This is a genomic window from Serratia sp. JSRIV006, from assembly GCF_019968685.1.
GTDB lineage: Bacteria > Pseudomonadota > Gammaproteobacteria > Enterobacterales > Enterobacteriaceae > Chania > Chania fonticola_B.
This window is the reverse complement of sequence record NZ_CP074137.1, coordinates 3928211-3949933: the sequence shown is the minus strand read 5'-3', so window position 1 is coordinate 3949933 and position 21723 is coordinate 3928211. Positions and strand designations below refer to the sequence as shown.

The window sequence follows — 21723 nt, the reverse complement described above, 5'->3', positions numbered from 1 at the left end:
GGGGGGAGTAATGGCACTAATTACAGATGCATTGTCATCTCTGCTGGGGAGTGGGCAGAAATGGAACTGGCAAGCGCATATTCATCCTGCTTCATTTCGTGGGGTGCCATTTGCAATCGTTAGCGGTGAAGGGGTTTTTGGCCGCCGCCAGGCCGTGCATGAATATCCCTACCGCAATACCGCGTGGGTGGAGGACTTGGGGCGTGGTACCAGAAAGTTAACTTTGCGCGGCTTTATCGTGCAGGATAGTTTGGTATATGACGCACCAGATGTCATGACTCAACGAGATTCGCTGGTGGCCGCATGCGAAATGGAAGGGGCGGGTATTTTGGTTCACCCAACGTTGGGTGAATTGACGGTCAGCATTCCAGACGGCGGGTTACGGGTTCAGGACAGCATGGAGACTGGCCGAGCTTTCGAGTTTACGTTAACTGTTATCGAGTCAGGGCTAAAGGTGTTCTCCATCACCGGTAACACTGCTGCCAGTTCCACGGTTAATGCCAATTGGCTACGCACGGCTGCAACATCAGCGGTTAAGTTTATTGCAACGGTTCGCAGTGAACTGAGAACAGTTACCCAAGCTATTAAAACTTTGAAGAATACGGCGGCGTTCTGGGGCGGTTTTGTGCGAGGTACAACCAATGAGGTAACAAACCTCAGTAATGTATTGAAATCAACGTTCGGCAGTGCCCGTTATGGTCGCTACAACAAGGGAACAGTAGGCGGCAGCGTATCTGGTCTAACAGGTGTTGTGACCAGAAAAGAAGACACAAATGATTATGCCGGTCTGGTGCAGATTAAAATGGCTGAAGCGGTCACCGGACGGGCAAAACTGCTAGCTGAAGTCGATGCATTGGAAAATATCAATTCGATTGAGGCGTTCTCGGACGGTGTGAGGGCTATTGTTGATCAGATAATTTTTCTGAGCGGCAGTATTGAAGAAAAAATCCGTATGTTAGAAACGCTTGCGGCATTCCGAAATAACACGTTTTACTCGACAGATAGCGATTCAGCTATTTCAAACAGTGCCACAATTCTAATTTGTACGCTCTCTGCTGGCGCGATGGCCGTAGTTGCCGTTGATTATGAGCCAGACAGCTACGACGATGCGATCGCCATGCTTAACCGCGTGTGTGACACGCTCGATAATGTTTTACTGACAGTGGCTGATTCGGGGAACGATGAGAGCTATCTCAGCCTGTTGAGAACGCGTGATGCGCTTGTTAATGCTTTCACGGTAAAAGGGGCGCAACTCAGTTCATTGACTCAGGTTTCTATGCCTGCATCACTACCCGCACTCACCTTAGCTAACCGGCTCTATCAAGATGGTGCCCGTGCAGATGAACTTATCCAGGCCGTACAGCCGCGACACCCTGCCTTCATGCCATTAACTTTTAGGGCGTTGAGAAAATGACAGATGAGCTGATTCTGAAAGTGGGCAATCGGTTAATTCATGGGTGGGATTCGGTAAGGGTTACGCGTGGCATTGAGCGATTGCCTTCAGATTTCGACTTGTCTCTCATGGACTACTACCCCGGTTCTGGAGAGGAACAACTTGTTAAAAAAGGGGAACCGTGCCAAGTAACGTTGGGAGGCGACCTGGTAATTACTGGCTATATAGACCGCTGGAACCCATCAATATCCAAATCTCGGCATGAAGTCAGAGCTACTGGGCGCAGCAAGTGCCAAGACCTGGTTGACTGCTCGGCAGAGTGGCCGAACAACGTGATCAGCCAAGCCAACGCGCTGCAAATTGCCCAGCGACTGGCCGCGCCCTACGGTATCAGCGTTTCCTCCGATGTAACTGATATGGCTACCGTACCTCAATTTACACTGAATTGGGGCGAGTCGTCACAGGAGGTTATCGATAGGATCAGCCGGTGGGCGGCACTTCTATATTTTGATACCCCTGACGGTAATTTGCTGTTAACCCGAGTTGGTACCCGTAAAGCAGCCAGCGGTGTGGAATTGGGGAAGAATATCGAATATGCCTCATTTACCGATGCCATGGACGAGCGATTTTCAGATTATGTGGGTGTATCGATGTCGATGACTCCGGTAATGGAAATATCACCAAACAGTGGATATTCATCGGTAACGCTTGCCCGAGCTCGTGATCCAGAAGCGGCAGAAATGCGATATCGCAACCGCATAATTATTGTCGAAAGCACCATGATCGCAAATCAGCAGGCGCAAAACTGCATTGATTGGGAAATGAATCGGCGATATGGCCGTTCAAAGCAGCTACAGGTAACGGTTGATAGTTGGCGGGATAGCGAAGGGAAATTATGGGAACCTAATACCCTTATCCCGATCAGTATTTCTAAGTTTGGTTTACGTGACGAACTTTGGTTGCTATCAGAAGTGACGTTTATTCGCGATGGCAACGCAGGTACAACAGCTCGAATGGTATTAATGCCGCCTGCTGCATTCTCAGTTCAACCCTATCAATTTTATAGCCAGATGCTGGAGCTAACCCGATGAACGATGTTATCAGGCAACTGGGAAGACGTGTATCAATGATGCTAGGTATTGGCCGGATCACTGCGCACAATGATTCTGGTGGTGTTCAGGAGGTACAGTATCAAACACCGCTTGAGGTTCGTGATAAAACTCCGCGCATGGCTGAATTCGGCTTTTCATCCGGGTTACCCGTAGGAACGGATGTTGTGTTGGCATTTTTGGGAGGGGATCGCTCAAGTGCGGTGATCGTAGCCAGTAATAACCCATCATTCCGGCATACGGGGCTGAGTTCTGGGGAGACAGTGATTTATAACCAGTGGGGTATGTACGTAAAGCTGACGGAGAAAGGGATTGTGATTGAAGCCCAAGGCAAGCCAGTTGATATCAATAATGCGTCAACTGTCACGGTAAAGGCTACCGAGTCCATTCGCCTTGAAACGCCATCCATATTCTCTACTGGAGACATAACCGATCATTGTGATGAGAACACAGTCACGCTAAAGCAGTTGAGGGATGCATATAACCGCCACAATCACGACGTTAAAAATGTTCAGGGTGGTAGCGAGACGAAAACCAGTGAGAGGCCGAGGGAGATAGTTGAATGAGCGATATCAGTTCTTTTTGGGATGTTGACCGGCTGCGAGCTGAGTGGCGAGAAGGGCAAGGTGACCTAGTATCTGGTAATGACCTGCAAACTGCCATTATCATCAGTTTGTTTACCGATCTTCCGGCCCGGCCTGATGATGATTTTGACGGCAACGATCGCCGAGGGTGGTGGGGCAATGCCGGAGAGGAAAAGGCGGTAGGGTCATTACTCTGGCTGCTGCGTCGTAGCAAACTCACCCCCGCAGTGGCACTTAAAGCCGAAGGGTATTGCAGCGATGCATTATCCTGGCTGGTTTCTGATGGTGTGGTTGCATCTATTGATGTTGCCACACAAATTATATTTCCCCGCCGCTTAAACATTTTTCTCCGCTATCAGCAACCAGGTGCTACAGACAGCACAGATCTGCGTTTCTTTTGGGTATGGGAGCAATAATAAATGCCATTCAAACGGCCCACTCTAACCGAATTACGTGAGCAGAATCGCACACAGTTACAGGCTGAGTTAAGAAAAACCGGCTCCCTGTTGCGATTTTCAAACATGAAAATATTGGCCGATGTTGATGCTGGGATGGCGCATTTACATTACGGCTATCTCGATTACATCGCGCTTCAAGCAACACCTTACACGGCTACAGACGAATGGTTATCTGGCTGGGCGGCTATGAAGTCTGTATATCAGAACGCAGCCACAGCAGCCCAAACGGAAAATTATCAATTTACCGGTACTGTTGGGGCCAGTATTGGCTCTGGGGCCATTCTAAACCGTGGCGATGGCTATCAGTATCGCTTGGATGACGGTGTGGCGATTGGCTCTGATCGCACGGCAACAGGCAAATTGACTGCAATTCTACCTGATATCGTTAATGACCCTACTGGTGGTGGGTATGCGGGTAATGCCCCCACAGGAACTATCCTTACACTTGACACAGCAACCCCTGGAATAGACTCAACGGGCAGGATGATAGAGCCAGCAGTAGGTGGGGCTGATATTGAGGATAAGGAGAATTTCCGGGCTCGTATGCTGCTGGCATATCAAAACCCACCCCAAGGTGGTAGCGATACAGATTATAAGCAATGGGCTCTTGCTGTGCCTGGTGTTACCCGCTGCTGGATAAAGCGTCGCCTGATGGGTGCAGGGACTGTTGGCGTGTATATCATGTGTGACGGCAACGACGAAACAAACCACGGTTTTCCGGTGGGTACTGACGGGATCAGCCAGTTAGATGATTGGGGGGCAGCAAAAGCAACAGGAGATCAGGGGCGTGTAGCTGACTATATTTATCCGTTGCAGCCCGTAACAGCTTTGGTTTACGTCTGCTCCCCGGTTGAAAAAATCATTGGTTTTGAAATCAGCGGGATCAGCAATGTAGGAAGTGATGTAACCACGGCCATCAATAACGCGATTGATAACGTATTTTTTGAAGACGGAAACCCGGACGGGACCGGGAAAATATATATTTCTGATTTGAATCGGGCGATCGGTGATGTGGATGGAACAGCAGGATTTATATTGGTATCACCCAGCGTAAACATTACCTTGGAAGTTGGTGATCTTCCTGTTCGTGGAGAGGTGACCTACACATGAGCCAGTACCCTGCTGAAAGTTATAGTCAGGCGCTGCAATCATTAATTCCTCTGGGCTTGGCGTGGCCACGTGATTCTGGTGCAGTGCAAACTGCGGTGACCCGCGCACTTGCAACCACTTTTGAGCGTAGCGATAGTGACGCCATTTCCCTCTTAAAAGGCGGGTTTCCCGCAACAGCAACCATTTTATTGACCGAGTGGGAAAAATCACTTGGTTTACCTGATGATTGCTCGATTGGTGAAGTAGATACGATTGCAAAGCGACAGTCTGCGGTGGTATCAAAACTCATCAGTACCGGTGGCCAGTCTAAATCTTATTTTATCGGCATAGCTAAAGCGCTCGGATATACGATAACGGTTAAAGAGTTTCGTCAGGCTCGCTCCGGATTATCAGCATGTGGCGACGGCTTAAATGGCGATGACTGGCCATTTGTCTGGCTTGTGGAGGCTGAAGATACAACACTAGTTCGTGCCAGATGCGGGTTATCTTATTGTGGTGACCCATTGGCCTCGTGGGGGAATAAACAATTAGAGTGTCGTCTTTCTTCATTATCACCTTCACATACAATAGTGAAATTTGGTTATATATATTTTGGTTTTAATGAAGAGGGTGTTTACGATGTAACGCCAGAATTTGCTGGAATGTTTGATGTAACTTCCGGACATCTTTCGCAATAAATACAGTTAATATTTAATAAAAATCATTCCTTGAGTGAGGATTAGTCATGCAAAAAATTGGTAGCGTAACGGATACCGCAGATCAGAATGGTGAATTTACGAATGGGAATGTTGCCCAGGGTGTTACGCCTACTGTTCTATTGGCTGAAATATTTAATACATGGCAAAGAGAATTAGTAAATATTGTTGAAGGCTCAGGTATGGTGCTTGACCCGAGTGATTACGGTCAAATATTGAAAGCCATCAATAAATCAGTAGGCCCAGGGCGCTTACTAAGCACTCAGTCTTTTAGAGCATCAGGAACTTACATACCAACACCAGGAACCAAGAAAGTCCGCATCACAATGACAGGTGGCGGCGGTGGTGGTGGCGGGTGTCAGGCATCAAGTTCCGCAGAGACATTTTCTGGTGCAGGTGGTGGTGCTGGGGGAACTATCATAACGACGTTCCTGCTAACAGGCGCTACTAGCTACCCCGTAATAATTGGTGCGGGCGGTGCGGGTGGAAATGGACCTGCAAATGGTTCAGATGGTGGTTCGACAACTTTCGGCTCCCTGGTTGCCACAGGTGGAGGCGGTGCAGGTAAGTCCAGCGCTTCAAATACCGCAGGCGGTAACGGAGGAGTTCCGCTGACGGGAGATATTCGGATAGCTGGTGGATACGGCAACGATGGACAATCTGGTGTGCTATTTCTTACTGGAAGCGGGGGAGCCTCCTACTTTGGAGGCGGTGGTCGTTCCGGTGCAGGTGCGGGAACTGGCGGCGGCGGGGTGAATGGCAGCGCACCAGGGACCGGTGGTGGCGGGGCATACGACCCGGCATACAGTGGGTTATCGGGGCGCGGCGGTAATGGTGCTGCGGGGATTGTGATTATTGAGGAACTATCATGATACAAACAGATAATTATGCCATGTTAGAAACTGATTCCAATTACGTTGAGAATACAATTGTCGCAGATGATAAATTCTCAGTTGTCGGTTTTAAATTAATAAAAATAGAGGTTGATACCTTTTGCCAGTCCGGTATGTATTTTAATGATGTTGATGGTTTATTCTACGATGATGAAAAATTTACCAGTATAAATAACAGCCCAGCAAACAAGTAATAACACTTCATTTTCAATAATTAATGCTGAAGTTATTAAGTTTATTCGCAAAAAAAATGAATAAGAGGACATATGGCTGAGCGCTTTAACACCAAAAACCCACGCCCTTCTAACAGCATGAAGGATCTAAATGATAATGCTTTAGCATACGATGACTTCATAAACAGCGATGCAGATGAGGCTGTAGATAGGTTTAACAAGCCATTCCCAACAGTTCGCAGACAGGTTTCTGATCGTATAGATGAATTGGTGGGGGCCAGCCAAAATGCAATAGAGTCAGCTGATATCGCTAAAGCGGCAGCGCAGAGTGCCACTATTGCTGCAAACCTGTACACAACGCTGGCGCAAGCTCAGAAGGCCATTGAAGACGGATTTATACCGTTAAATGCGATGTTTAACGTTTCTGTGGACTTCGCCTCCACGCCCCCAAGATTCGCAGACCAATATCAAAACGTTAATGGTGTGGCTACGCCAACTGGTGTGAGCTATCCAAGCTCAGAGTCGTTGAATGAAATCACCAAATTGATTAACACCCAAGATTCAGAGAGTGTTGCATTTTCGTTTGAGGATTCTCTCGGGCGCTCATGCGCCATAATTTACGGAGATGGGCGATTTCTTTTGCCTTTAACAATCCAAGAGGAAGTGAAATCAACCAAATCAGCAGACGGCTGGGTTTGGACTGTTAGGGGGGATAACGGAAATATTCTGGCAGGATTCAACGATCGCGGCGAGGCTGTCGGATTTTACACCCCACCAGTTGAAGCCAACGCACCAACAGCCAGAAACGAATCATTATTTTTAACGCCTAACAGCTTTGATGGTGCAACACAAACAGATCGAATAAAAGCTGCTCTGGATTTAATTGAATTTAACGGTGGTGGGACGCTGACGCTGGGCATCGATACTGTTACGGTCCCAAACACGAATACTTGGCTTATATCTGAGTCCTTGTTACTTCCTGACTATACGACGTTGTACATCGATAACTCCAAGTTAAAGCTTCAGAATGGTGTGTTTGATAACATCATCCGCAACAAAGGCATTGTGGTTGATCCAGCCAACCCATATAGCTACGCTTTAAAGCTTAATGAGAATAGAGGAATAAGGATAAAAGGCAGTGGTATTACAACTGCTTTCATAGAAGGCCCTGACGTTCCATACGTAGCGCCGCACCCAGTAACTGGTGGGGCACCCGTTGCGTGGGTTGGTGATGCGTATGGCTGGCGAACACTCGGCATCTTGCTCGCGAACACGAAAGATTACGAAATTTTCAATTTTAAAATGCAAAAAACAACCTGCTGGGCCATTTCTCAAGAACATGGCTGCGATGGGATGTATTTGCATGATCTTGACTTCAACACAACCGTTAAAAATGGAGACGGCATAGACTTTAGGAAAGGGTGTTCTAACGGAAGGGTTGAGAGAATAACGGGTGTAACTGCTGACGATACGATAGCAATGACAGCGCTATTGAATTTTATCGAAACGTATCCGTTTGGTACCTATATTTATCCGCTGCAAGTCGGTGGCGATAAGCCTAGCCCACTGGGTGACAACATTACTAATATTTCTATCTCTGGCGTATCAAGTAAGTCAGCGCATAATCAGGTTCGTATTTTGCCAACTGGCGGATCGGTGATTGATACTGTGAGCATTTCTAATATTGAAGACACTGCCGCAACGGGGGGGAGCCAAGTATTGGTTTCCACTTCATCGTCATACGGCAGGCCTGCATACTTGACAGATATGCGGAATATTGTAGTGAACGGCATTAAGTCTAATTTTTCTCAAAATCCGCTGACCATCAGTGGCCCTTTGATTAACGCCAGATTTAACTCTATTCGACAGGCTAAAGCGGGCGGGAGCCTTTACGTTCAAAGTTCCGCATTCCCGTATGTCAATGTTTCAATTACCAACGCAAAGGCTGTTTAACATGGCGACAAAAATAATTGCCTCAGGAACTGTATTCACTAACTTTATCGGCGCCGATCGCCTGCTTGGCATGTACCCGGGTGCTGCTGCAGCTTACAGTCTGCGCCAGGTGGGTAGTGGTATTTATGCTGGGCCACTCGTCACCATTCGTCGTTCTTCTGACAACTTAACCATGGATTTCTACGCGGTTAACAACGCCGTTAGTATCGATGACGTCAAACTGTTCGTCGGCAGCGGGGATGGGACGGTAGTGACTCTCTATGACCAGACCGGAAACGGCTTGCATGCAACACAACCTACAGCCGGATACCAACCTAAGGTAATATCCGGAGGCACTCCTGTTCTTCTGAACGGTAAGCCTTCAATTATGTTCGACGGTGTCGATGATTTTCTTTCCGTTCCCCAGGCTCTGCCTCAGCAGTTCACTGCGGCAAACGCCAGCCTATCGATGTTCTTCGTTGCAGAAACAAAGACGACCGCATCGTTTACAGTGCTCTCGATGGCTGCCAGGGATTCAACGGTAGCGAATGATAACGATTTGCTGCTGTTCCAGTGCAACGGCCAGTATTCCGGAGTGAATGGAGGGGTGGGGATGTTCCTGCGAATCTCCCGGACTTCCACAGCAATAAAATCTGTCGTATCACCAACAGCCTTGAAAATTGCAGGTCGTTCTGGCGGTGTGATTCGATCCGGATTAACGGCCTTTGCTGTTGATGGGGCTGTGGTGGGCGCGCCTGTCGATATGAATGCTATCGCAATGCACCTGGAACAGGCGACGATTGGTGCTACGCGCAGGGGGATAAATCCAACTACTGAGGGTTCAAACCCCAATAGTAAAATCGCTGAAATCGTCATCTATCCAAGTGATAAGGGAGCAGTTAATCAGGGGATCATCGGCAACATGGCAAGCTATTACAACACCATTTGAAGAGAAAAGGCCGGGAACTACCCGGCCAGATATTGCTGTTGTTTAGAACATTTTTTGGAACATGGGAACAAGCAACTTATTCCCATACTCGCTTAAATGGTCATCATCGTAATAGATTGGCCTGCCATCATGTACGCTTTCACATGTGCCATTTTTGCACAGCAGCGGTAATGGGTTAAGTATCTTTATGCCACACTTTTCTGCTGCCTTGTCTTGGGCAGCCCATACAAACGAGTGACGCTTCATATAATCTGTTTGGCTTAAAGAAATATGTGGAGTTTCCTTGCCAAACATCATCGCTCTAGATAACGTTTTTGGAACATCAAACATCATCTCCGGGATAGGGCGAACCATAAACACCGGGCGAGTTGCAGCAATTTCGCATGCCGTATTAATCAGCCCCTTTTCAAATTCACTCAAAAATTCAGGGGTTGGAGTGCGGTAAACGGAGGAGAAGTAGACGATCGGCGTATTCATCTTTTCTACAATGTTATGTTGTCCAAATGCATATGCTGAAGTTCTGTTTATGATGACCACAGGTATGGATTTATCCATAGTGGCCAGCTTCTTTTTTTCCCACTGATTGTACTCAAAGCAATGCTGGTTATCAGGGGCTTCACCTGGAATAACTTTCGCACTATAGATGGTTGGGCAGTTCGCGTAAGTCAGGTCTAACACGCCATCACTCTTTGAAGGAAGTGCAGCCTCAACCGCAGTTGTCATAGCGTCAGCATGGCTATCACCAACAACAATCGCCTTGATATCACTCCCACCATACACACAGGCATTGGAGGTTGAGCCTGATGTCGAGAAGCACTTATCCCGGTTAGGTTTGATGTTGTAGCTTTCGTTTGCGATGAGATCAATCTGCGCAGGGACGCGGCTTGAAAAATTAAATTTATAGATGGCGAGTGATGCTACGCTGATTATCACCATGCATAGAACTATTGTTAATGCGTTGCCCCATGGTGTTTGTTTTGATAACCCTTTGCGAGTTGGGTTTTCAATCAGACGGAGGGACAGTTCGCCAAGTACGAGGCTGACGATGATCCCGATTACTATCCACTGCCACTGGTGCGCAGTTTCAGTGTATGTCAGCAAAACTACTACCGGCCAATGCCAAAGGTAGATCGAGTAGGACGATACGCCCAGTCGTTCTGCTATGAAATTGGACGTAAATATTGAGTTTTGGCGGGCAGCACCGAGGACGAGCATTGCCCCAATAACAGGAACTGCTGCATACAAGCCCGGCCACGCAAGTGAAGAGCTAAAAAGCACAATTGACGCGATAATCAGAATAAAGCCAAGTAGCTCGATCTGTTTGGCTTTTGGCGCTGAAAGTGCGGTATTGCGAGTCACCCACCAGACTGCACCGCCAGCCAGCATTTCCCATGCACGTGTAGGCAATAAGAAAAATGCAGCTGCTGGTGTTTTAAAGGCCAGATAGCTTGACAGTGCAAAGGAAAGAATGCAGCCAGCAAAAATAACGAATTTAATCCCATTCGTTTTCCAGAAACGCCACATTACCATGAGAGCGATTGGTAATATTACATAGAACTGCCATTCAACGGACAAAGACCAAGTATGAAGTAGCCATTTCTCATGTGACGCAGCATCGAAGTATCCTGCTTCCCTCCAAAACTTCACATTTGAAATGAAGAAAATTGCTGATAATGCATGGGTAGAGAGTGTTTTATAGTCTGCGGTTGTCAGCCAAAACCAACCTAAAACTAACAGACACAGACACAAGGCAAGGAGTGCGGGGATGATCCTCCTGGCTCGTGCAAGGTAAAACTTCCAAATAGAAAACTTGTCTGCCTCAAGGCCGTTGACGATGATTTGCGTCATCAGGAAGCCAGAGATGACAAAGAATACATCTACGCCTACAAAGCCACCGCTGAAGCCAGGGATGCCAAAATGAAACAACACAACTGCGATGACAGCCCAGGCTCTAAGTCCATTAATGTCATGCCGAAAAGTCCTTGCGTTTGAAGACATAATCTTACTCGATTGGAAATGTGATGGTGCTTGTTAGTAGAGTGCGAACATTTTGCTACAAAAACTGACATTCACCTATACCTTGATGAACTTATGAGAGTTTAATGATTATGCTGAAATCATGGGGGAGGTGATTTTTGTGTACATATGTGAGTACATATTTATTATTTAAATTGAGGTTAGTGTGTTGTTTTTATTGTTTTATTTTTCTATTGTTAGTTATATCCATTTAACTAAGGGGACACGGCGGGCGCAGTATACCCATTTTTGCGCTTGGGTTTAAGGGGCTATTGGTCTGATTGCCTGAAATATAATCGGTTTTCTCCCGTTATGCCCCATTTTCCCGATTATCCACCTTTTACTGTGCCGCGAACGGGTTGGAGAAGTTTTATTCGCGGTCTGATTTATCCGTGAGTTCCTTCCTGGGTTGATTCTCCCGTTGTGCCTTCAACCGTTCTGCCTTGGCCTTGTCACTCATATCGTTACGGATCTGCGCATGGCTGATTAGCGCGAAGATAAAGCTGCCGCCGATGATATTGCCCGCCAACGTCGGGATGGCGAACGGGTAGAAGAACTCCTGCCAAGGGAGTGCGCCGCTAAACACCAGGTACAGGATCTCGACGGAACCGACCACGATATGGGTCAGATCGCAAATCGCCACCAGGTAGGTCATCAGTACGATCACCCAGATTTTGGCAGCCCTGGCCGAAGGGAACATCCACACCATCGTGGCGATGATCCAACCCGCCAGGATGCCGTTGGCAAACATCTCTCCCGGGGTGTTATGCATGATTTCCTGTGACAAGCTGGTGAAGGCCGCACGGGTATTCTCATCAAAAATAGGCATATAGATAAATGCCAGCGCGGCCAGGCCAGTGCCGAGCAGATTCCCCAACAGCACTATCCCCCACAGGCGGAACAGAATGACGAAGTTCTTCGGCGTCGGTTTATGCATGATGGGCAACACTGCAGTGACGGTGTTTTCCGTAAACAGCTGCTGGCGAGCCATGATGACGATGATAAAGCCGAAGGTATAGCCGATGTTCTCGATAAAAAATCGGCTTGGGTCGTCCGGTAGCCGTGCGTGAAAAATTCCTTTAGCTGCCAGAGAAGCCCCCATCGACAAGCCGGCGGCCAAGGCTGACAGCAATAGCGCCAGCCAGTCACGCTCCAGTTCTTTCTCCCCCTCCATGCGGATTTGTTCATGCACGGCAGCGGCGCGCGAGGGCAGTTTTTCCTCATCGACCTCAATGGTGGATTTGCCCCGATCGTGCTCTTCGCTTTCGACCTTGACGCTGTTTTCATCGCTGTTGGCTGGACGATCTGGTTTTGTGCTCAATGGTCATTCTCCTATTGGCTGATAACTAAAGCGTAGTTGCTGATGGGGCGAAGGAAAGTGCGCCGGAAAAATGATGAAAAAGTAACGAAATTTTAACGTTGATGATTTTTTCTACGCAATTTTGATCTGATGCGCAATATTACCCCTAATGGAGTACATCCAAGCCAGGCTGCGGGCTACGAGCGCACTGTGGCTTATGCTATGATTCGCTATCCCAAAGAAAAATATGAGTCCTCCATGCTGGAAGCCAAAAATCTTAGTTGTGTACGAGATGAACGAACTCTGTTTGACAGGTTGAGTTTTTTGGTGAGCCCGGGCGACATTATTCAGGTGGAAGGCCCTAATGGCGCTGGCAAAACCAGCTTGCTGCGTATTTTGGCCGGGTTGGCGCAGCCAGACGCAGGCGAAGTGCTGTGGCAGGGCGAAAATACGCGCCATCGCCGTGAGCAATATCATTTGGACCTGCTGTTTCTGGGGCACCAGCCAGGGATTAAATCCATGCTGACCCCGTTTGAGAATTTGCAGTTTTACCAGGCGGTTAGCCAGTCATCCGATCGTCAGGCCATCTGGCAGGCGTTGGAGCAGGTAGGCTTGGTCGGTTATGAGGATTTGCCGGTGGCGCAGCTTTCCGCCGGGCAGCAGCGGCGCGTGGCGCTGGCACGGCTCTGGCTCAGCAAATGCCCGCTGTGGATCCTGGATGAACCCTTGACGGCCATAGACAAGCAGGGCGTGTTGGAGCTGACCGCGCTGTTTGAGCAACATGCGCAACAGGGCGGTATGGTGCTGCTAACGACGCATCAAGATTTAACCGGTACACGGCAGGCGGTAAGGAAAATTCGCCTGACACAGACCAGCGCGGAGATCGCCTGATGTTCTTCATCATACTGCGGCGGGAACTGAAAATTGCCTTTCGTAAAGGCTCCGAGATCGTCAACCCGCTGTGGTTCTTCCTGATCGTGATCACGCTGTTTCCCTTGGGCGTTGGGCCAGAACCGCAATTGCTGGCGCGTATTGCGCCGGGGATTATTTGGGTAGCGGCGCTGTTAGCCTCGTTGCTTTCGCTGGAGCGATTGTTCCGTGATGACTACCTCGATGGCTCTTTGGAACAGTTATTGTTATTGCCAACGCAGCTGCCAATGACGGTGTTAGGCAAAGTGTGTGCTCACTGGGTAGTGACCGGATTGCCGTTGTTGATCCTGTCGCCGTTGGTGGCGCTGCTGCTGTCGCTGGATGTGAATACCTGGATGGCGATGGCGCTGACCCTGCTGCTGGGTACCCCAACGCTGAGCCTGATTGGCGCTATCGGAGTGGGGTTGACGGTGGGGCTACGCAAAGGCGGTGTGCTGCTGAGTTTGCTGGTGCTGCCGCTGTATATTCCGGTACTGATTTTCGCTACCGCGGCGATAGATGCCGCCTCGATGGGGATGCCGATCGACGGTTACCTGGCCATCCTGGGCGCGATGCTGGCGGGCAGCATCACGCTGGCGCCTTTCGCCACCGCAGCTGCGTTGCGTGTAAGCGTACACTAGCTGGAAATTTAATCGCGGATGAATGCCTATTAAGAGCTTTTCCGTGCGCAAGACTTTCGCCGTTCTGCCATCAGGGAGCGGTTACTGAATGATTTCTTACCGTGAGCAATGACGACAATGTGGAAATGGTTACATCAATTTGCCAAGCCGGAACGGCTGTACCATGTCTGTGGCCGCTTTGTCCCCTGGTTGGGGATAGCGGGCGCCATCTGTCTGCTGATCGGCTGGGTGTGGGGCTTCGGTTTCGCACCTAAAGATTATCAACAGGGTGACAGCTTCCGTATCATGTACATTCATGTTCCGGCGGCTATCTGGTCGATGGGCATTTATGGCTCGATGGCGATAGCGGCGTTTATCGGCCTGGTCTGGCAGATGAAAATGTCCGATACCGTGGTCGCGGCCATGGCTCCGGTCGGTGCGGTGTTCACTTTTATTGCTCTGGTCACCGGATCTGCCTGGGGCAAACCGATGTGGGGCACCTGGTGGGTGTGGGATGCTCGCCTGACCTCGGAGCTGGTGTTGCTGTTCCTTTATATGGGCATCATTGCGTTGTATAACGCTTTCGACGATCGCCGCCTGGCCGGACGAGCCGCCGGTATTCTGGTGCTGGTAGGGGTGATCAACATTCCGATTATTCACTTTTCGGTCGAATGGTGGAATACCCTCCACCAGGGCTCAACCAATATGCAGCAGAGCATTGCGCCAAGCATGCGTTACCCGCTGCGTTGGGCGATCTTCGGTTACCTGTTGTTCTTTATTACGCTGACCTTGATGCGCCTGCGCAATCTGATCCTTTTCCAGGAACGTCAGCGCCCTTGGGTCGCCGAATTAGTTAGCAAGGAGCGTCAGTCATGAATGCTGCATTCAGTTCCTGGCAGGCGTTTTTCGCCATGGGCGGTTATGCGTTTTACGTTTGGTTGGCCGTGGCCGTAACCCTGCTTTCCCTGTTGGGGCTACTGGTCCACACCCTGTGGCAGCGTAAGCAGCTACTGGCCGAAGTCAGCCGCCAGGCGTCGCGTGAACGGCGGATCCGCCAGTCACAACAGTCAAAGCAATCCGCGGCTACACCGCAGCCTGTTAACTCGCGGGAGAAATCACAGTGAATCCACGTCGTAAAAGCCGCCTCTATCTGGTCATTGTCGTACTGATTGGTGTCGCGCTCACCGCCACGCTGATGTTGTATGCCTTGCGCTCCAATATCGACCTGTTCTACACCCCGAGCGAGATCCTGCAAGGCAAGGGTGAAAAGCATGAAAAACCGGAGGTGGGCCAGCGCCTGCGTATCGGTGGCATGGTGATGCCTGGCTCGGTCAAACGCGATCAGCAAAGCCTGCAGGTGAGCTTCAAGGTATATGATGCCCACGGAGCCATCGAAGTAACCTACAACGGGATTTTGCCGGATCTGTTCCGTGAGGGGCAGGGCGTTGTGGCACAGGGCGTGCTGGGGGAAGGTAATGTGGTCAACGCGCGTGAAGTGCTGGCCAAACACGATGAAAAATATACGCCACCAGAAGTCGCGGATGCCATGAAAGAGAATCATAAAAGCCCGGCCGCTACCTATAGCAGTTCGCCGGACGGGGGCAACAAGTCATGATGCCGGAACTTGGAAGTTTTCTGCTGTGCCTGGCGTTGGCGATTTCGTTGCTGCTGAGCATTTACCCGCAATGGGGAGCGGCGCGCCAGGATACGCGCATGATGGCGGTAGCCCGCCCGTTAACCTATGGCATGTTTATCGCCATCGCCCTGGCATTTGCCTGCCTGGTGTATGCGTTTATTACCAATGATTTTACCGTCTCCTATGTAGCCGCCAACTCCAACACCAAGCTACCGGTGTATTACCGCATTGCGGCAACATGGGGGGCGCACGAAGGTTCCCTGCTGCTGTGGGTGTTGCTGCTGAGCTGCTGGTCACTGGCGGTTGCCATGTGCAGCCGTGCAATGCCGCAGGATGCCGTAGCGCGTGTGTTGTCGGTGATGGGGATGATCACCGCCGGGTTCTTGCTGTTCATCATTATGACCTCCAACCCGTTTACCCGCACCTTGCCGAGTTTCCCGATCGACGGGGGCGACCTTAACCCGCTGTTGCAGGATATCGGGCTGATCTTCCACCCGCCGTTGCTGTATATGGGCTACGTGGGTTTCTCGGTGGCCTTTGCCTTCGCCATTGCCTCACTGATGGCCGGGCGGCTCGATACGGCCTGGGCTCGTTGGTCGCGTCCGTGGACTACGGCGGCCTGGGTCTTCCTGACCATGGGCATCGTGTTGGGATCGGCGTGGGCTTACTATGAGCTGGGCTGGGGCGGCTGGTGGTTCTGGGATCCGGTCGAAAACGCCTCCTTTATGCCATGGCTGGCCGGTACGGCTTTGATGCACTCGCTGGCGGTCACCGAAAAACGTGGGACCTTCAAAGCCTGGACGGTGCTGCTGGCGATCACGGCCTTCTCCCTGTGTCTGTTGGGCACCTTCCTGGTGCGTTCCGGCGTGCTGGTTTCCGTTCACTCCTTTGCCTCCGATCCGGCGCGCGGGATGTTTATCCTCGCCTATCTGGTGATCGTGATTGGCGGCTCGCTGTTGCTGTATGCCGTGAAGGGCGGGCAGGTGCGTAGCCGGGTGCAGCATGAAACCTTCTCGCGGGAAACCTTCCTGCTGGGCAACAACGTCCTGCTGATCGCCGCCATGCTGGTGGTGTTGCTGGGGACCTTGTTGCCGTTGGTGCATAAACAGTTGGGGCTGGGCAGTATTTCCATCGGCGAGCCTTTCTTCAACACCATGTTTACCTGGTTGATGGCACCGCTGGCGCTGCTGTTGGGCATCGGGCCGTTGGTGCGCTGGCGTCGTGACGAACCCACCAAGCTCTGGCGTCGCCTGGGCGTGGCGCTGGTGATCACGCTGGTGCTGTCAATCCTGCTGCCTTGGCTGCTGCAAGACAGTATCGTCGGCATGACGGTGGTTGGGCTGATCATGGCCATCTGGGTGATCCTGCTGACTCTGAGGGAGCTGCATGAGCGAGCCACCCATCGCCACGGATTCTGGCAGGGGCTCAGGCACCTTTCCCGTAGCCATTGGGGCATGGTGTTAGGCCATCTGGGCGTGGCGGTCACGGTGATCGGGATCGCCTTCAGCCAAAACTACAGCGTTGAGCGTGATGTCCGCATGAAAGCCGGTGATAGCGTGGAAATTCACGACTATCGCTTCATCTTCCGCGACGTTCACGATATCCGCGGTTCAAACTACACCGGCGGTGTCGGGATTATCGATGTCACCCGCAACGGTAAGGCAGAAGCCACCCTGCATGCGGAAAAACGTTATTACAGCGTGGCGCGCAGCATGATGACGGAGGCCGCCATCGACGGTGGCCTGACGCGCGATTTGTACGCCGCGTTGGGTGAAGAGTTGGACGATGGCTCCTGGGCCGTGCGGCTTTACTACAAACCTTTTGTCCGCTGGATCTGGTTCGGTGGGGTGTTTATGGCGATCGGCGGCGTGCTATGTATTCTTGATCCGCGCTATCGCATGAGCAAAAAACTCAAACGTGAAGCCAAACAAGGGGGGCAGGCATGAACCGCAAACTGTTATTTATTCCGTTAATCCTGTTCCTGCTGTTGGTGGTGGCTTTGTTGGTACAACTGACGCGTAACGCCGGCGGGGAAGATCCCACCATGCTGGAGTCTGCGCTGATTGGTAAACCGGTGCCGACCTTCAAGCTGGAATCCCTGGAACATCCAGGTAAAACCTTCGATCAGGCGGTGCTGCGCACGGGCAAACCGATATTGTTGAACGTGTGGGCGACCTGGTGCCCCACCTGCCGGGCAGAGCACGAGTATCTCAATACTCTGGCGGCCAAAGGCATCCGCGTAGTCGGGCTAAACTATAAAGACGATCGCCAGAAGGCGGTGGTGTGGCTCAATCAGTTGGGTAACCCTTATGCGCTGAGCCTGTACGACGGCGACGGCATGCTGGGGTTGGATCTCGGCGTGTATGGTGCACCGGAGACCTTCCTGATCGACGGCGAAGGCATTATCCGCTACCGCCACGCCGGGGACATGAACGAGCGTGTCTGGCAGCAGGAAGTGTTACCGCTGTACCGTAAATATGGGGGCGACGCATGAGGCTGATAACCTTACTGGTGGCGGCATTGCTAAGCTGGAGTGCTGCTGCGGCCATCGATACCTACAAATTCAATTCGGTGGAGCAGGAACAGCAATACCGTGAGTTGACCGAACAGTTGCGCTGCCCTAAATGCCAGAACAACAGCATTGCCGATTCCAATGCCATCATCGCGGCGGATATGCGCACCAAGGTGTATGAGCTGATGATGCAGGGGCAAGACAAGCAGCAGGTCATCGACTATATGGTGGCGCGCTACGGTAATTTTGTGACCTATGAACCCCCGGTGACGCCAGCAACCTTGATCTTGTGGGTCGGGCCGCTGCTGTTTGTGCTGATTGGCGGGGCGGTGGTGATACTGCGCACTCGTCAACGGCGGGTGGGCGTAGTCAACGAGGAATTCTCCGAGCAGGAGCAGCAGCGTCTTGCGGCGTTGTTGAAAGAGACTGACAGGAAGAAACCCTAATGGCTTTTTGGCTGATAATTATAGTGCTGTTGGTCGGTGCGAGCGCGTTGCTGGTCGTGCCTGCGATGCGCCAAGGAAAAGAAAGTACGGCGGCCAGCCGCGATACGCTCAACAAGGCGTTCTACCAGGATCGCCTTGACGAGCTGGCACAAGATGAAGATCAAGGGGTAGTTGCGGAACGCCCGGAGCTGGTCAAAGAGCTGCAACAGAACTTGCTGAACGATATTCCTGGGCAACCGGATGAGCAGTCTGCACGGCCTATCAATCGTTGGGCTTTAGTGCCTGGCGTGATGGTGTTGGTGGTGGTATCGGTTGGCTTTTATCTGAAAACCGGCGGTTTGGCTCAGGTTATGGCCTGGCATCAGGTAGAATCCCAAATGCCGGAACTGCGTGCGCGGGTGGCGAATGAGCGTGCCCAACCGCTGAGTATGGAAGAGATCGCCCGTCTTGGCTTGGGTTTACGCACCTCGTTGCAGGACGATGACAGGAACCTGAACGACTGGCTGATGCTTGGCCGTGTCGGGATGGCATTGAATAATGCCACCACCGCGACCCAGGCTTTTGCTCGAGCTTACAGCCTGGATCCGACCAATATGGAAGTGCGCCTGGGCTATGCCGAAGTGCTGACGCGCTCTGGCGATCCGGAAGACAACAAGCAGGCCACCGCAATGCTGCGCACCATGGTGGCAGAAGATCACACCAACGTGCGCGTACTGAGCCTGCTGGCGTTCAACTCCTTTGAGCAGGGCGATTACCAACAGGCGATCGGTGCCTGGCAGGTAATGTTGAAACTGTTACCTGCCGATGACCAGCGTGTTGCAGTGATAAAGCGCAGTATTGAACAAGCAAAAGTTCAGGTGGGCGCAGAAACTGTTAAACTCTCCGTCACTGTCACGCTGTCGCCAGAGGCGGCAAAAGCATTACCACAACAAGGAACGCTGATCGTTTCGGTTACCGATGGCACCAACCCGGTGCCGGTAGCGGTCAAGCAATTGCCACTGAGTCGTTTCCCGCTATCATTCACATTGGATGACAGCAACGCCATGATGCCTGAGCGGCTGCTCTCGGCTCAGCAGAAGGTGAAGGTGCACGTCAGGCTGTCACAGGATGGTTTGGCAACGCCACAGGCGGGCGACTGGTTTGGCGATAGTACGCTGCAAGCCTATAGCGGCAAGGAACAGGTCAGCGTTCAGATTGATAAACAGGTTCCCTGATAAAAAAGAATCCAAGGGTTTTCATGGAGATAAATATGAACTTTCGCCTGACTGGGCTGGCTTTCGCAACGGTGTTATTGGTAGGCTGTGCCAGCTCGCCTGGTGACGATCCGCAAGGGCGTTCCGACCCTCTTGAAGGGTTTAACCGGGCGATGTTTAACTTCAACTATAACGTGATGGATCCCTACGTGCTGCGCCCGGTTGCGGTGGCATGGCGTGATTACGTCCCGATGCCTGCGCGTAATGGCTTGAGCAACTTTACTTCCAACCTGGAAGAGCCGGCCAGCATGGTGAACGAATTTCTGCGTGGTAACCCTTATCAGGGCATGAAGCACTTCAACCGTTTCTTCCTCAACACCCTGTTGGGGATGGGCGGGTTGATCGACGTGGCCAGTATGGCTAACCCGAAACTGGCGCGTGAAGAACCACGCCGCTTCGGTGGCACCTTGGGGAACTACGGCGTAGGTTACGGCCCGTATGTCCACTTACCGGTCTACGGCAGCTTCACTATTCGTGAAGACGGTGGCGATTGGGCGGATAGCGTTTATCCGGTGCTGAGTTATCTCACCTTCTGGATGTCGGCGGGGAAATGGGTAGTGGAAGGGGTTGAAACCCGTGCTCAACTGCTGGATTCCGATGGGTTGCTGCGCAACTCTTCCGATCCCTATGCGATGGTGCGTGACGCCTATTTCCAACGCCATGACTTCCTGGCGAATGGCGGGGTGCTCAAGCCGCAGGAAAACCCGAATGCCAAGGCGATCCAGGGCGATCTGGACGAGATCGACTCCGCCAACTAAGGATTGTTCTTTCAACTTATCCTGTGGTGAATACCGTTTGAAAAAGGATCCCGGAAGTGTAGGGATCCTTTTTTATTTATGTAAATGATAATCATTTTTATTGATGATTTTCTGGGATGGCGCGGCAGTAAATGCTAAAATCTGCGCCAGGCGACTGCCGCTGGTGACTTGGAAGGCAGAGCCCGTGGCTTGGGAACCGGCTTGTGTGGCACAAGGAACGTTTATAGCGGATTGCAGCATCATCTTTACCGCGTTTTGTACCCTCTTTCCTGCCGGTTTTCTGCTGCCGCGATATTTTCGCTGTGATGTGCACGGAGAACGCCAATATGGACCTACTTTCTTCAGGCAATGCCCCTTTCTTGATCGCTCTGCTCCTGCTGCTGTTTATCGGCATGCTGGAAACGCTGGCGGTGTTTCTCGGTGCTTCCCTTTCCAGCCATTTCGATGCGGCTATAGACTCCCATCCGGATATTACCCTGGGTGAGAACGTTTTCGCCCAGGGTCTGAGCTGGCTGCATATCGGGCGTTTGCCGCTGCTGATCATCATCGTGCTGTTTCTCGGCGGTTTTTCACTGAGTGGCCTGATACTGCAATGGCTGGCAGGCGGTGAACTACCGGTGTGGCTGGCGGTGATCGTTGCCTTTATCGTCGCTGTGTTCAGCGTACGCTGGTGTGGCCGCGGCATTGCTCGCTACTTGCCACGTGACGAAAGCAGCGCCGTTTCCACGGACAGCTTTATTGGCCGGATGGCAATCATGACTGGCGCAACGGCCACGGCTGGCTCCCCGGCAGAAGCCAGATTGACTGACGAGCACGGGCGTACCCATTACATTTTGATCGAGCCGGATGAGGCGGACGCCGCCTTTGTGCGTGGAGCCAAGGTGCTGGTTACGGCGCGCATCTCCGGGTCCCGCTTCAGCGGTAGCGCCAACCCTTGGCCGGACCTGCTGTGAACGCGGTTTTAACGGAATTATTTT

The 21723-nt window shown here is 51.4% G+C and carries 23 protein-coding genes and 1 pseudogene; 21 read left to right on the top strand and 3 right to left on the bottom strand.

Going from position 1 to position 21723, the window contains the following annotated elements; genetic code table 11:
- Positions 1-10 precede the first annotated feature (10 nt).
- From KGP16_RS18260 to KGP16_RS18215, 10 genes and pseudogenes are all read left to right on the top strand, one after another.
- Complete coding sequence (locus KGP16_RS18260) at positions 11-1414, top strand: DNA circularization protein (protein WP_223500129.1); 1404 nt, start codon at positions 11-13, stop codon at positions 1412-1414.
- Positions 1411-2484, top strand: a complete 1074-nt coding sequence (locus KGP16_RS18255) for a phage baseplate assembly protein (RefSeq protein WP_223500128.1) — start codon at positions 1411-1413, stop codon at positions 2482-2484. The genes KGP16_RS18260 and KGP16_RS18255 overlap by 4 nt, the downstream gene beginning before the upstream one ends.
- A complete protein-coding gene (locus KGP16_RS18250; protein WP_223500127.1) occupies positions 2481-3068 on the top strand; it encodes a phage baseplate assembly protein in 588 nt (195 codons plus the stop codon). Before KGP16_RS18255 ends, KGP16_RS18250 begins: the two co-directional genes overlap by 4 nt.
- Positions 3065-3502: a phage GP46 family protein gene (locus KGP16_RS18245; protein ID WP_223500126.1), complete on the top strand. Its 438-nt coding sequence runs from the start codon at positions 3065-3067 to the stop codon at positions 3500-3502. Before KGP16_RS18250 ends, KGP16_RS18245 begins: the two co-directional genes overlap by 4 nt.
- A gap of 3 nt (positions 3503-3505) precedes the next feature.
- Positions 3506-4654, top strand: a complete 1149-nt coding sequence (locus KGP16_RS18240) for a baseplate J/gp47 family protein (RefSeq protein WP_223500125.1) — start codon at positions 3506-3508, stop codon at positions 4652-4654.
- The gene (locus KGP16_RS18235) at positions 4651-5331 is read left to right on the top strand and encodes a YmfQ family protein (protein WP_223500124.1); all 681 of its coding nucleotides are present in this window, start codon (positions 4651-4653) and stop codon (positions 5329-5331) included. The genes KGP16_RS18240 and KGP16_RS18235 overlap by 4 nt, the downstream gene beginning before the upstream one ends.
- A 263-nt stretch (positions 5332-5594) precedes the next feature.
- A pseudogene (locus KGP16_RS27620) lies at positions 5595-6221 on the top strand (glycine-rich domain-containing protein); the annotation flags it as partial.
- Positions 6218-6436, top strand: a complete 219-nt coding sequence (locus KGP16_RS18225; protein WP_223500122.1) for a hypothetical protein — start codon at positions 6218-6220, stop codon at positions 6434-6436. The pseudogene KGP16_RS27620 and the gene KGP16_RS18225, both read left to right, overlap by 4 nt.
- A gap of 72 nt (positions 6437-6508) precedes the next feature.
- A complete protein-coding gene (locus tag KGP16_RS18220; RefSeq protein WP_223500121.1) occupies positions 6509-8368 on the top strand; it encodes a hypothetical protein in 1860 nt (619 codons plus the stop codon).
- A 1-nt stretch (position 8369) separates the two neighbouring features.
- On the top strand, positions 8370-9296 hold the full coding sequence (locus KGP16_RS18215) for an arabinofuranosidase catalytic domain-containing protein (protein ID WP_223500120.1): 927 nt from the start codon (positions 8370-8372) through the stop codon (positions 9294-9296).
- A gap of 42 nt (positions 9297-9338) precedes the next feature.
- On the opposite strand, the gene KGP16_RS18210 is transcribed toward KGP16_RS18215, so the two are convergent.
- Together KGP16_RS18210 and KGP16_RS18205 are read right to left on the bottom strand one after the other, a co-directional pair.
- Entirely contained in the window at positions 9339-11294 is a 1956-nt protein-coding gene (locus KGP16_RS18210) for an acyltransferase family protein (protein ID WP_223500119.1), read from the bottom strand.
- Between the two features lie 388 nt (positions 11295-11682).
- On the bottom strand, positions 11683-12633 hold the full coding sequence (locus KGP16_RS18205; protein WP_021806076.1) for a formate/nitrite transporter family protein: 951 nt from the start codon (positions 12631-12633) through the stop codon (positions 11683-11685).
- A 237-nt stretch (positions 12634-12870) separates the two neighbouring features.
- Between KGP16_RS18205 and ccmA the strand changes: the two genes are divergently transcribed.
- The 10 genes from ccmA to mlaA all read left to right on the top strand — a co-directional run bounded on the left by ccmA (position 12871) and on the right by mlaA (position 20746).
- Positions 12871-13503: a cytochrome c biogenesis heme-transporting ATPase CcmA gene (gene ccmA / locus KGP16_RS18200; RefSeq protein WP_037375630.1), complete on the top strand. Its 633-nt coding sequence runs from the start codon at positions 12871-12873 to the stop codon at positions 13501-13503.
- Entirely contained in the window at positions 13503-14162 is a 660-nt protein-coding gene (gene ccmB, locus KGP16_RS18195) for a heme exporter protein CcmB (RefSeq protein WP_094982019.1), read from the top strand. The genes ccmA and ccmB overlap by 1 nt, the downstream gene beginning before the upstream one ends.
- Before the next feature lie 117 nt (positions 14163-14279).
- Positions 14280-15017: a heme ABC transporter permease gene (locus KGP16_RS18190; protein ID WP_021806073.1), complete on the top strand. Its 738-nt coding sequence runs from the start codon at positions 14280-14282 to the stop codon at positions 15015-15017.
- Positions 15014-15265, top strand: coding sequence for a heme exporter protein CcmD (gene ccmD, locus KGP16_RS18185; protein WP_021806072.1), 252 nt, complete (start codon positions 15014-15016; stop codon positions 15263-15265). Before KGP16_RS18190 ends, ccmD begins: the two co-directional genes overlap by 4 nt.
- Entirely contained in the window at positions 15262-15756 is a 495-nt protein-coding gene (ccmE, locus tag KGP16_RS18180) for a cytochrome c maturation protein CcmE (RefSeq protein WP_021806071.1), read from the top strand. The genes ccmD and ccmE overlap by 4 nt, the downstream gene beginning before the upstream one ends.
- Complete coding sequence (locus tag KGP16_RS18175; RefSeq protein WP_223500118.1) at positions 15753-17723, top strand: heme lyase CcmF/NrfE family subunit; 1971 nt, start codon at positions 15753-15755, stop codon at positions 17721-17723. The genes ccmE and KGP16_RS18175 overlap by 4 nt, the downstream gene beginning before the upstream one ends.
- Positions 17720-18271 carry a DsbE family thiol:disulfide interchange protein gene (locus KGP16_RS18170; protein WP_021178627.1) on the top strand — a complete coding sequence of 184 codons (552 nt, stop codon included), beginning with the start codon at positions 17720-17722 and terminating at the stop codon, positions 18269-18271. Before KGP16_RS18175 ends, KGP16_RS18170 begins: the two co-directional genes overlap by 4 nt.
- On the top strand, positions 18268-18735 hold the full coding sequence (locus tag KGP16_RS18165; RefSeq protein ID WP_065683037.1) for a cytochrome c-type biogenesis protein: 468 nt from the start codon (positions 18268-18270) through the stop codon (positions 18733-18735). The genes KGP16_RS18170 and KGP16_RS18165 overlap by 4 nt, the downstream gene beginning before the upstream one ends.
- The gene (gene ccmI, locus KGP16_RS18160; RefSeq protein ID WP_223500117.1) at positions 18735-19949 is read left to right on the top strand and encodes a c-type cytochrome biogenesis protein CcmI; all 1215 of its coding nucleotides are present in this window, start codon (positions 18735-18737) and stop codon (positions 19947-19949) included. The genes KGP16_RS18165 and ccmI overlap by 1 nt, the downstream gene beginning before the upstream one ends.
- A gap of 35 nt (positions 19950-19984) precedes the next feature.
- Complete coding sequence (gene mlaA / locus KGP16_RS18155; protein WP_021178624.1) at positions 19985-20746, top strand: phospholipid-binding lipoprotein MlaA; 762 nt, start codon at positions 19985-19987, stop codon at positions 20744-20746.
- A 72-nt stretch (positions 20747-20818) separates the two neighbouring features.
- Here the strand turns inward: mlaA and KGP16_RS18150 are convergent, their stop codons facing one another.
- Positions 20819-20989 (bottom strand): hypothetical protein, encoded by a 171-nt coding sequence (locus KGP16_RS18150; RefSeq protein ID WP_021806069.1) that lies wholly within the window; start codon positions 20987-20989, stop codon positions 20819-20821.
- A gap of 83 nt (positions 20990-21072) precedes the next feature.
- Here KGP16_RS18150 and KGP16_RS18145 point away from each other — a divergent pair, with 83 nt between their 5' ends.
- A complete protein-coding gene (locus KGP16_RS18145) occupies positions 21073-21699 on the top strand; it encodes an OB-fold-containig protein (RefSeq protein WP_223500116.1) in 627 nt (208 codons plus the stop codon).
- Positions 21700-21723 lie beyond the last annotated feature (24 nt).

What these genes read in the sequence shown, in the direction of transcription:
- KGP16_RS18260 (WP_223500129.1), top strand. Translation starts at nt 11, where the DNA reads ATGGCACTAATTACAGATGCATTGTCATCTCTGCTGGGGAGTGGGCAG.
- KGP16_RS18255 (WP_223500128.1), top strand. Translation starts at nt 1,411, where the DNA reads ATGACAGATGAGCTGATTCTGAAAGTGGGCAATCGGTTAATTCATGGG.
- KGP16_RS18250 (WP_223500127.1), top strand. Translation starts at nt 2,481, where the DNA reads ATGAACGATGTTATCAGGCAACTGGGAAGACGTGTATCAATGATGCTA.
- KGP16_RS18245 (WP_223500126.1), top strand. Translation starts at nt 3,065, where the DNA reads ATGAGCGATATCAGTTCTTTTTGGGATGTTGACCGGCTGCGAGCTGAG.
- KGP16_RS18240 (WP_223500125.1), top strand. Translation starts at nt 3,506, where the DNA reads ATGCCATTCAAACGGCCCACTCTAACCGAATTACGTGAGCAGAATCGC.
- KGP16_RS18235 (WP_223500124.1), top strand. Translation starts at nt 4,651, where the DNA reads ATGAGCCAGTACCCTGCTGAAAGTTATAGTCAGGCGCTGCAATCATTA.
- KGP16_RS18225 (WP_223500122.1), top strand. Translation starts at nt 6,218, where the DNA reads ATGATACAAACAGATAATTATGCCATGTTAGAAACTGATTCCAATTAC.
- KGP16_RS18220 (WP_223500121.1), top strand. Translation starts at nt 6,509, where the DNA reads ATGGCTGAGCGCTTTAACACCAAAAACCCACGCCCTTCTAACAGCATG.
- KGP16_RS18215 (WP_223500120.1), top strand. Translation starts at nt 8,370, where the DNA reads ATGGCGACAAAAATAATTGCCTCAGGAACTGTATTCACTAACTTTATC.
- KGP16_RS18210 (WP_223500119.1), bottom strand. Translation starts at nt 11,294, where the DNA reads ATGTCTTCAAACGCAAGGACTTTTCGGCATGACATTAATGGACTTAGA.
- ccmA (WP_037375630.1), top strand. Translation starts at nt 12,871, where the DNA reads ATGCTGGAAGCCAAAAATCTTAGTTGTGTACGAGATGAACGAACTCTG.
- ccmB (WP_094982019.1), top strand. Translation starts at nt 13,503, where the DNA reads ATGTTCTTCATCATACTGCGGCGGGAACTGAAAATTGCCTTTCGTAAA.
- KGP16_RS18190 (WP_021806073.1), top strand. Translation starts at nt 14,280, where the DNA reads ATGTGGAAATGGTTACATCAATTTGCCAAGCCGGAACGGCTGTACCAT.
- ccmD (WP_021806072.1), top strand. Translation starts at nt 15,014, where the DNA reads ATGAATGCTGCATTCAGTTCCTGGCAGGCGTTTTTCGCCATGGGCGGT.
- KGP16_RS18175 (WP_223500118.1), top strand. Translation starts at nt 15,753, where the DNA reads ATGATGCCGGAACTTGGAAGTTTTCTGCTGTGCCTGGCGTTGGCGATT.
- KGP16_RS18170 (WP_021178627.1), top strand. Translation starts at nt 17,720, where the DNA reads ATGAACCGCAAACTGTTATTTATTCCGTTAATCCTGTTCCTGCTGTTG.
- KGP16_RS18165 (WP_065683037.1), top strand. Translation starts at nt 18,268, where the DNA reads ATGAGGCTGATAACCTTACTGGTGGCGGCATTGCTAAGCTGGAGTGCT.
- ccmI (WP_223500117.1), top strand. Translation starts at nt 18,735, where the DNA reads ATGGCTTTTTGGCTGATAATTATAGTGCTGTTGGTCGGTGCGAGCGCG.
- mlaA (WP_021178624.1), top strand. Translation starts at nt 19,985, where the DNA reads ATGAACTTTCGCCTGACTGGGCTGGCTTTCGCAACGGTGTTATTGGTA.
- KGP16_RS18150 (WP_021806069.1), bottom strand. Translation starts at nt 20,989, where the DNA reads ATGATGCTGCAATCCGCTATAAACGTTCCTTGTGCCACACAAGCCGGT.
- KGP16_RS18145 (WP_223500116.1), top strand. Translation starts at nt 21,073, where the DNA reads ATGGACCTACTTTCTTCAGGCAATGCCCCTTTCTTGATCGCTCTGCTC.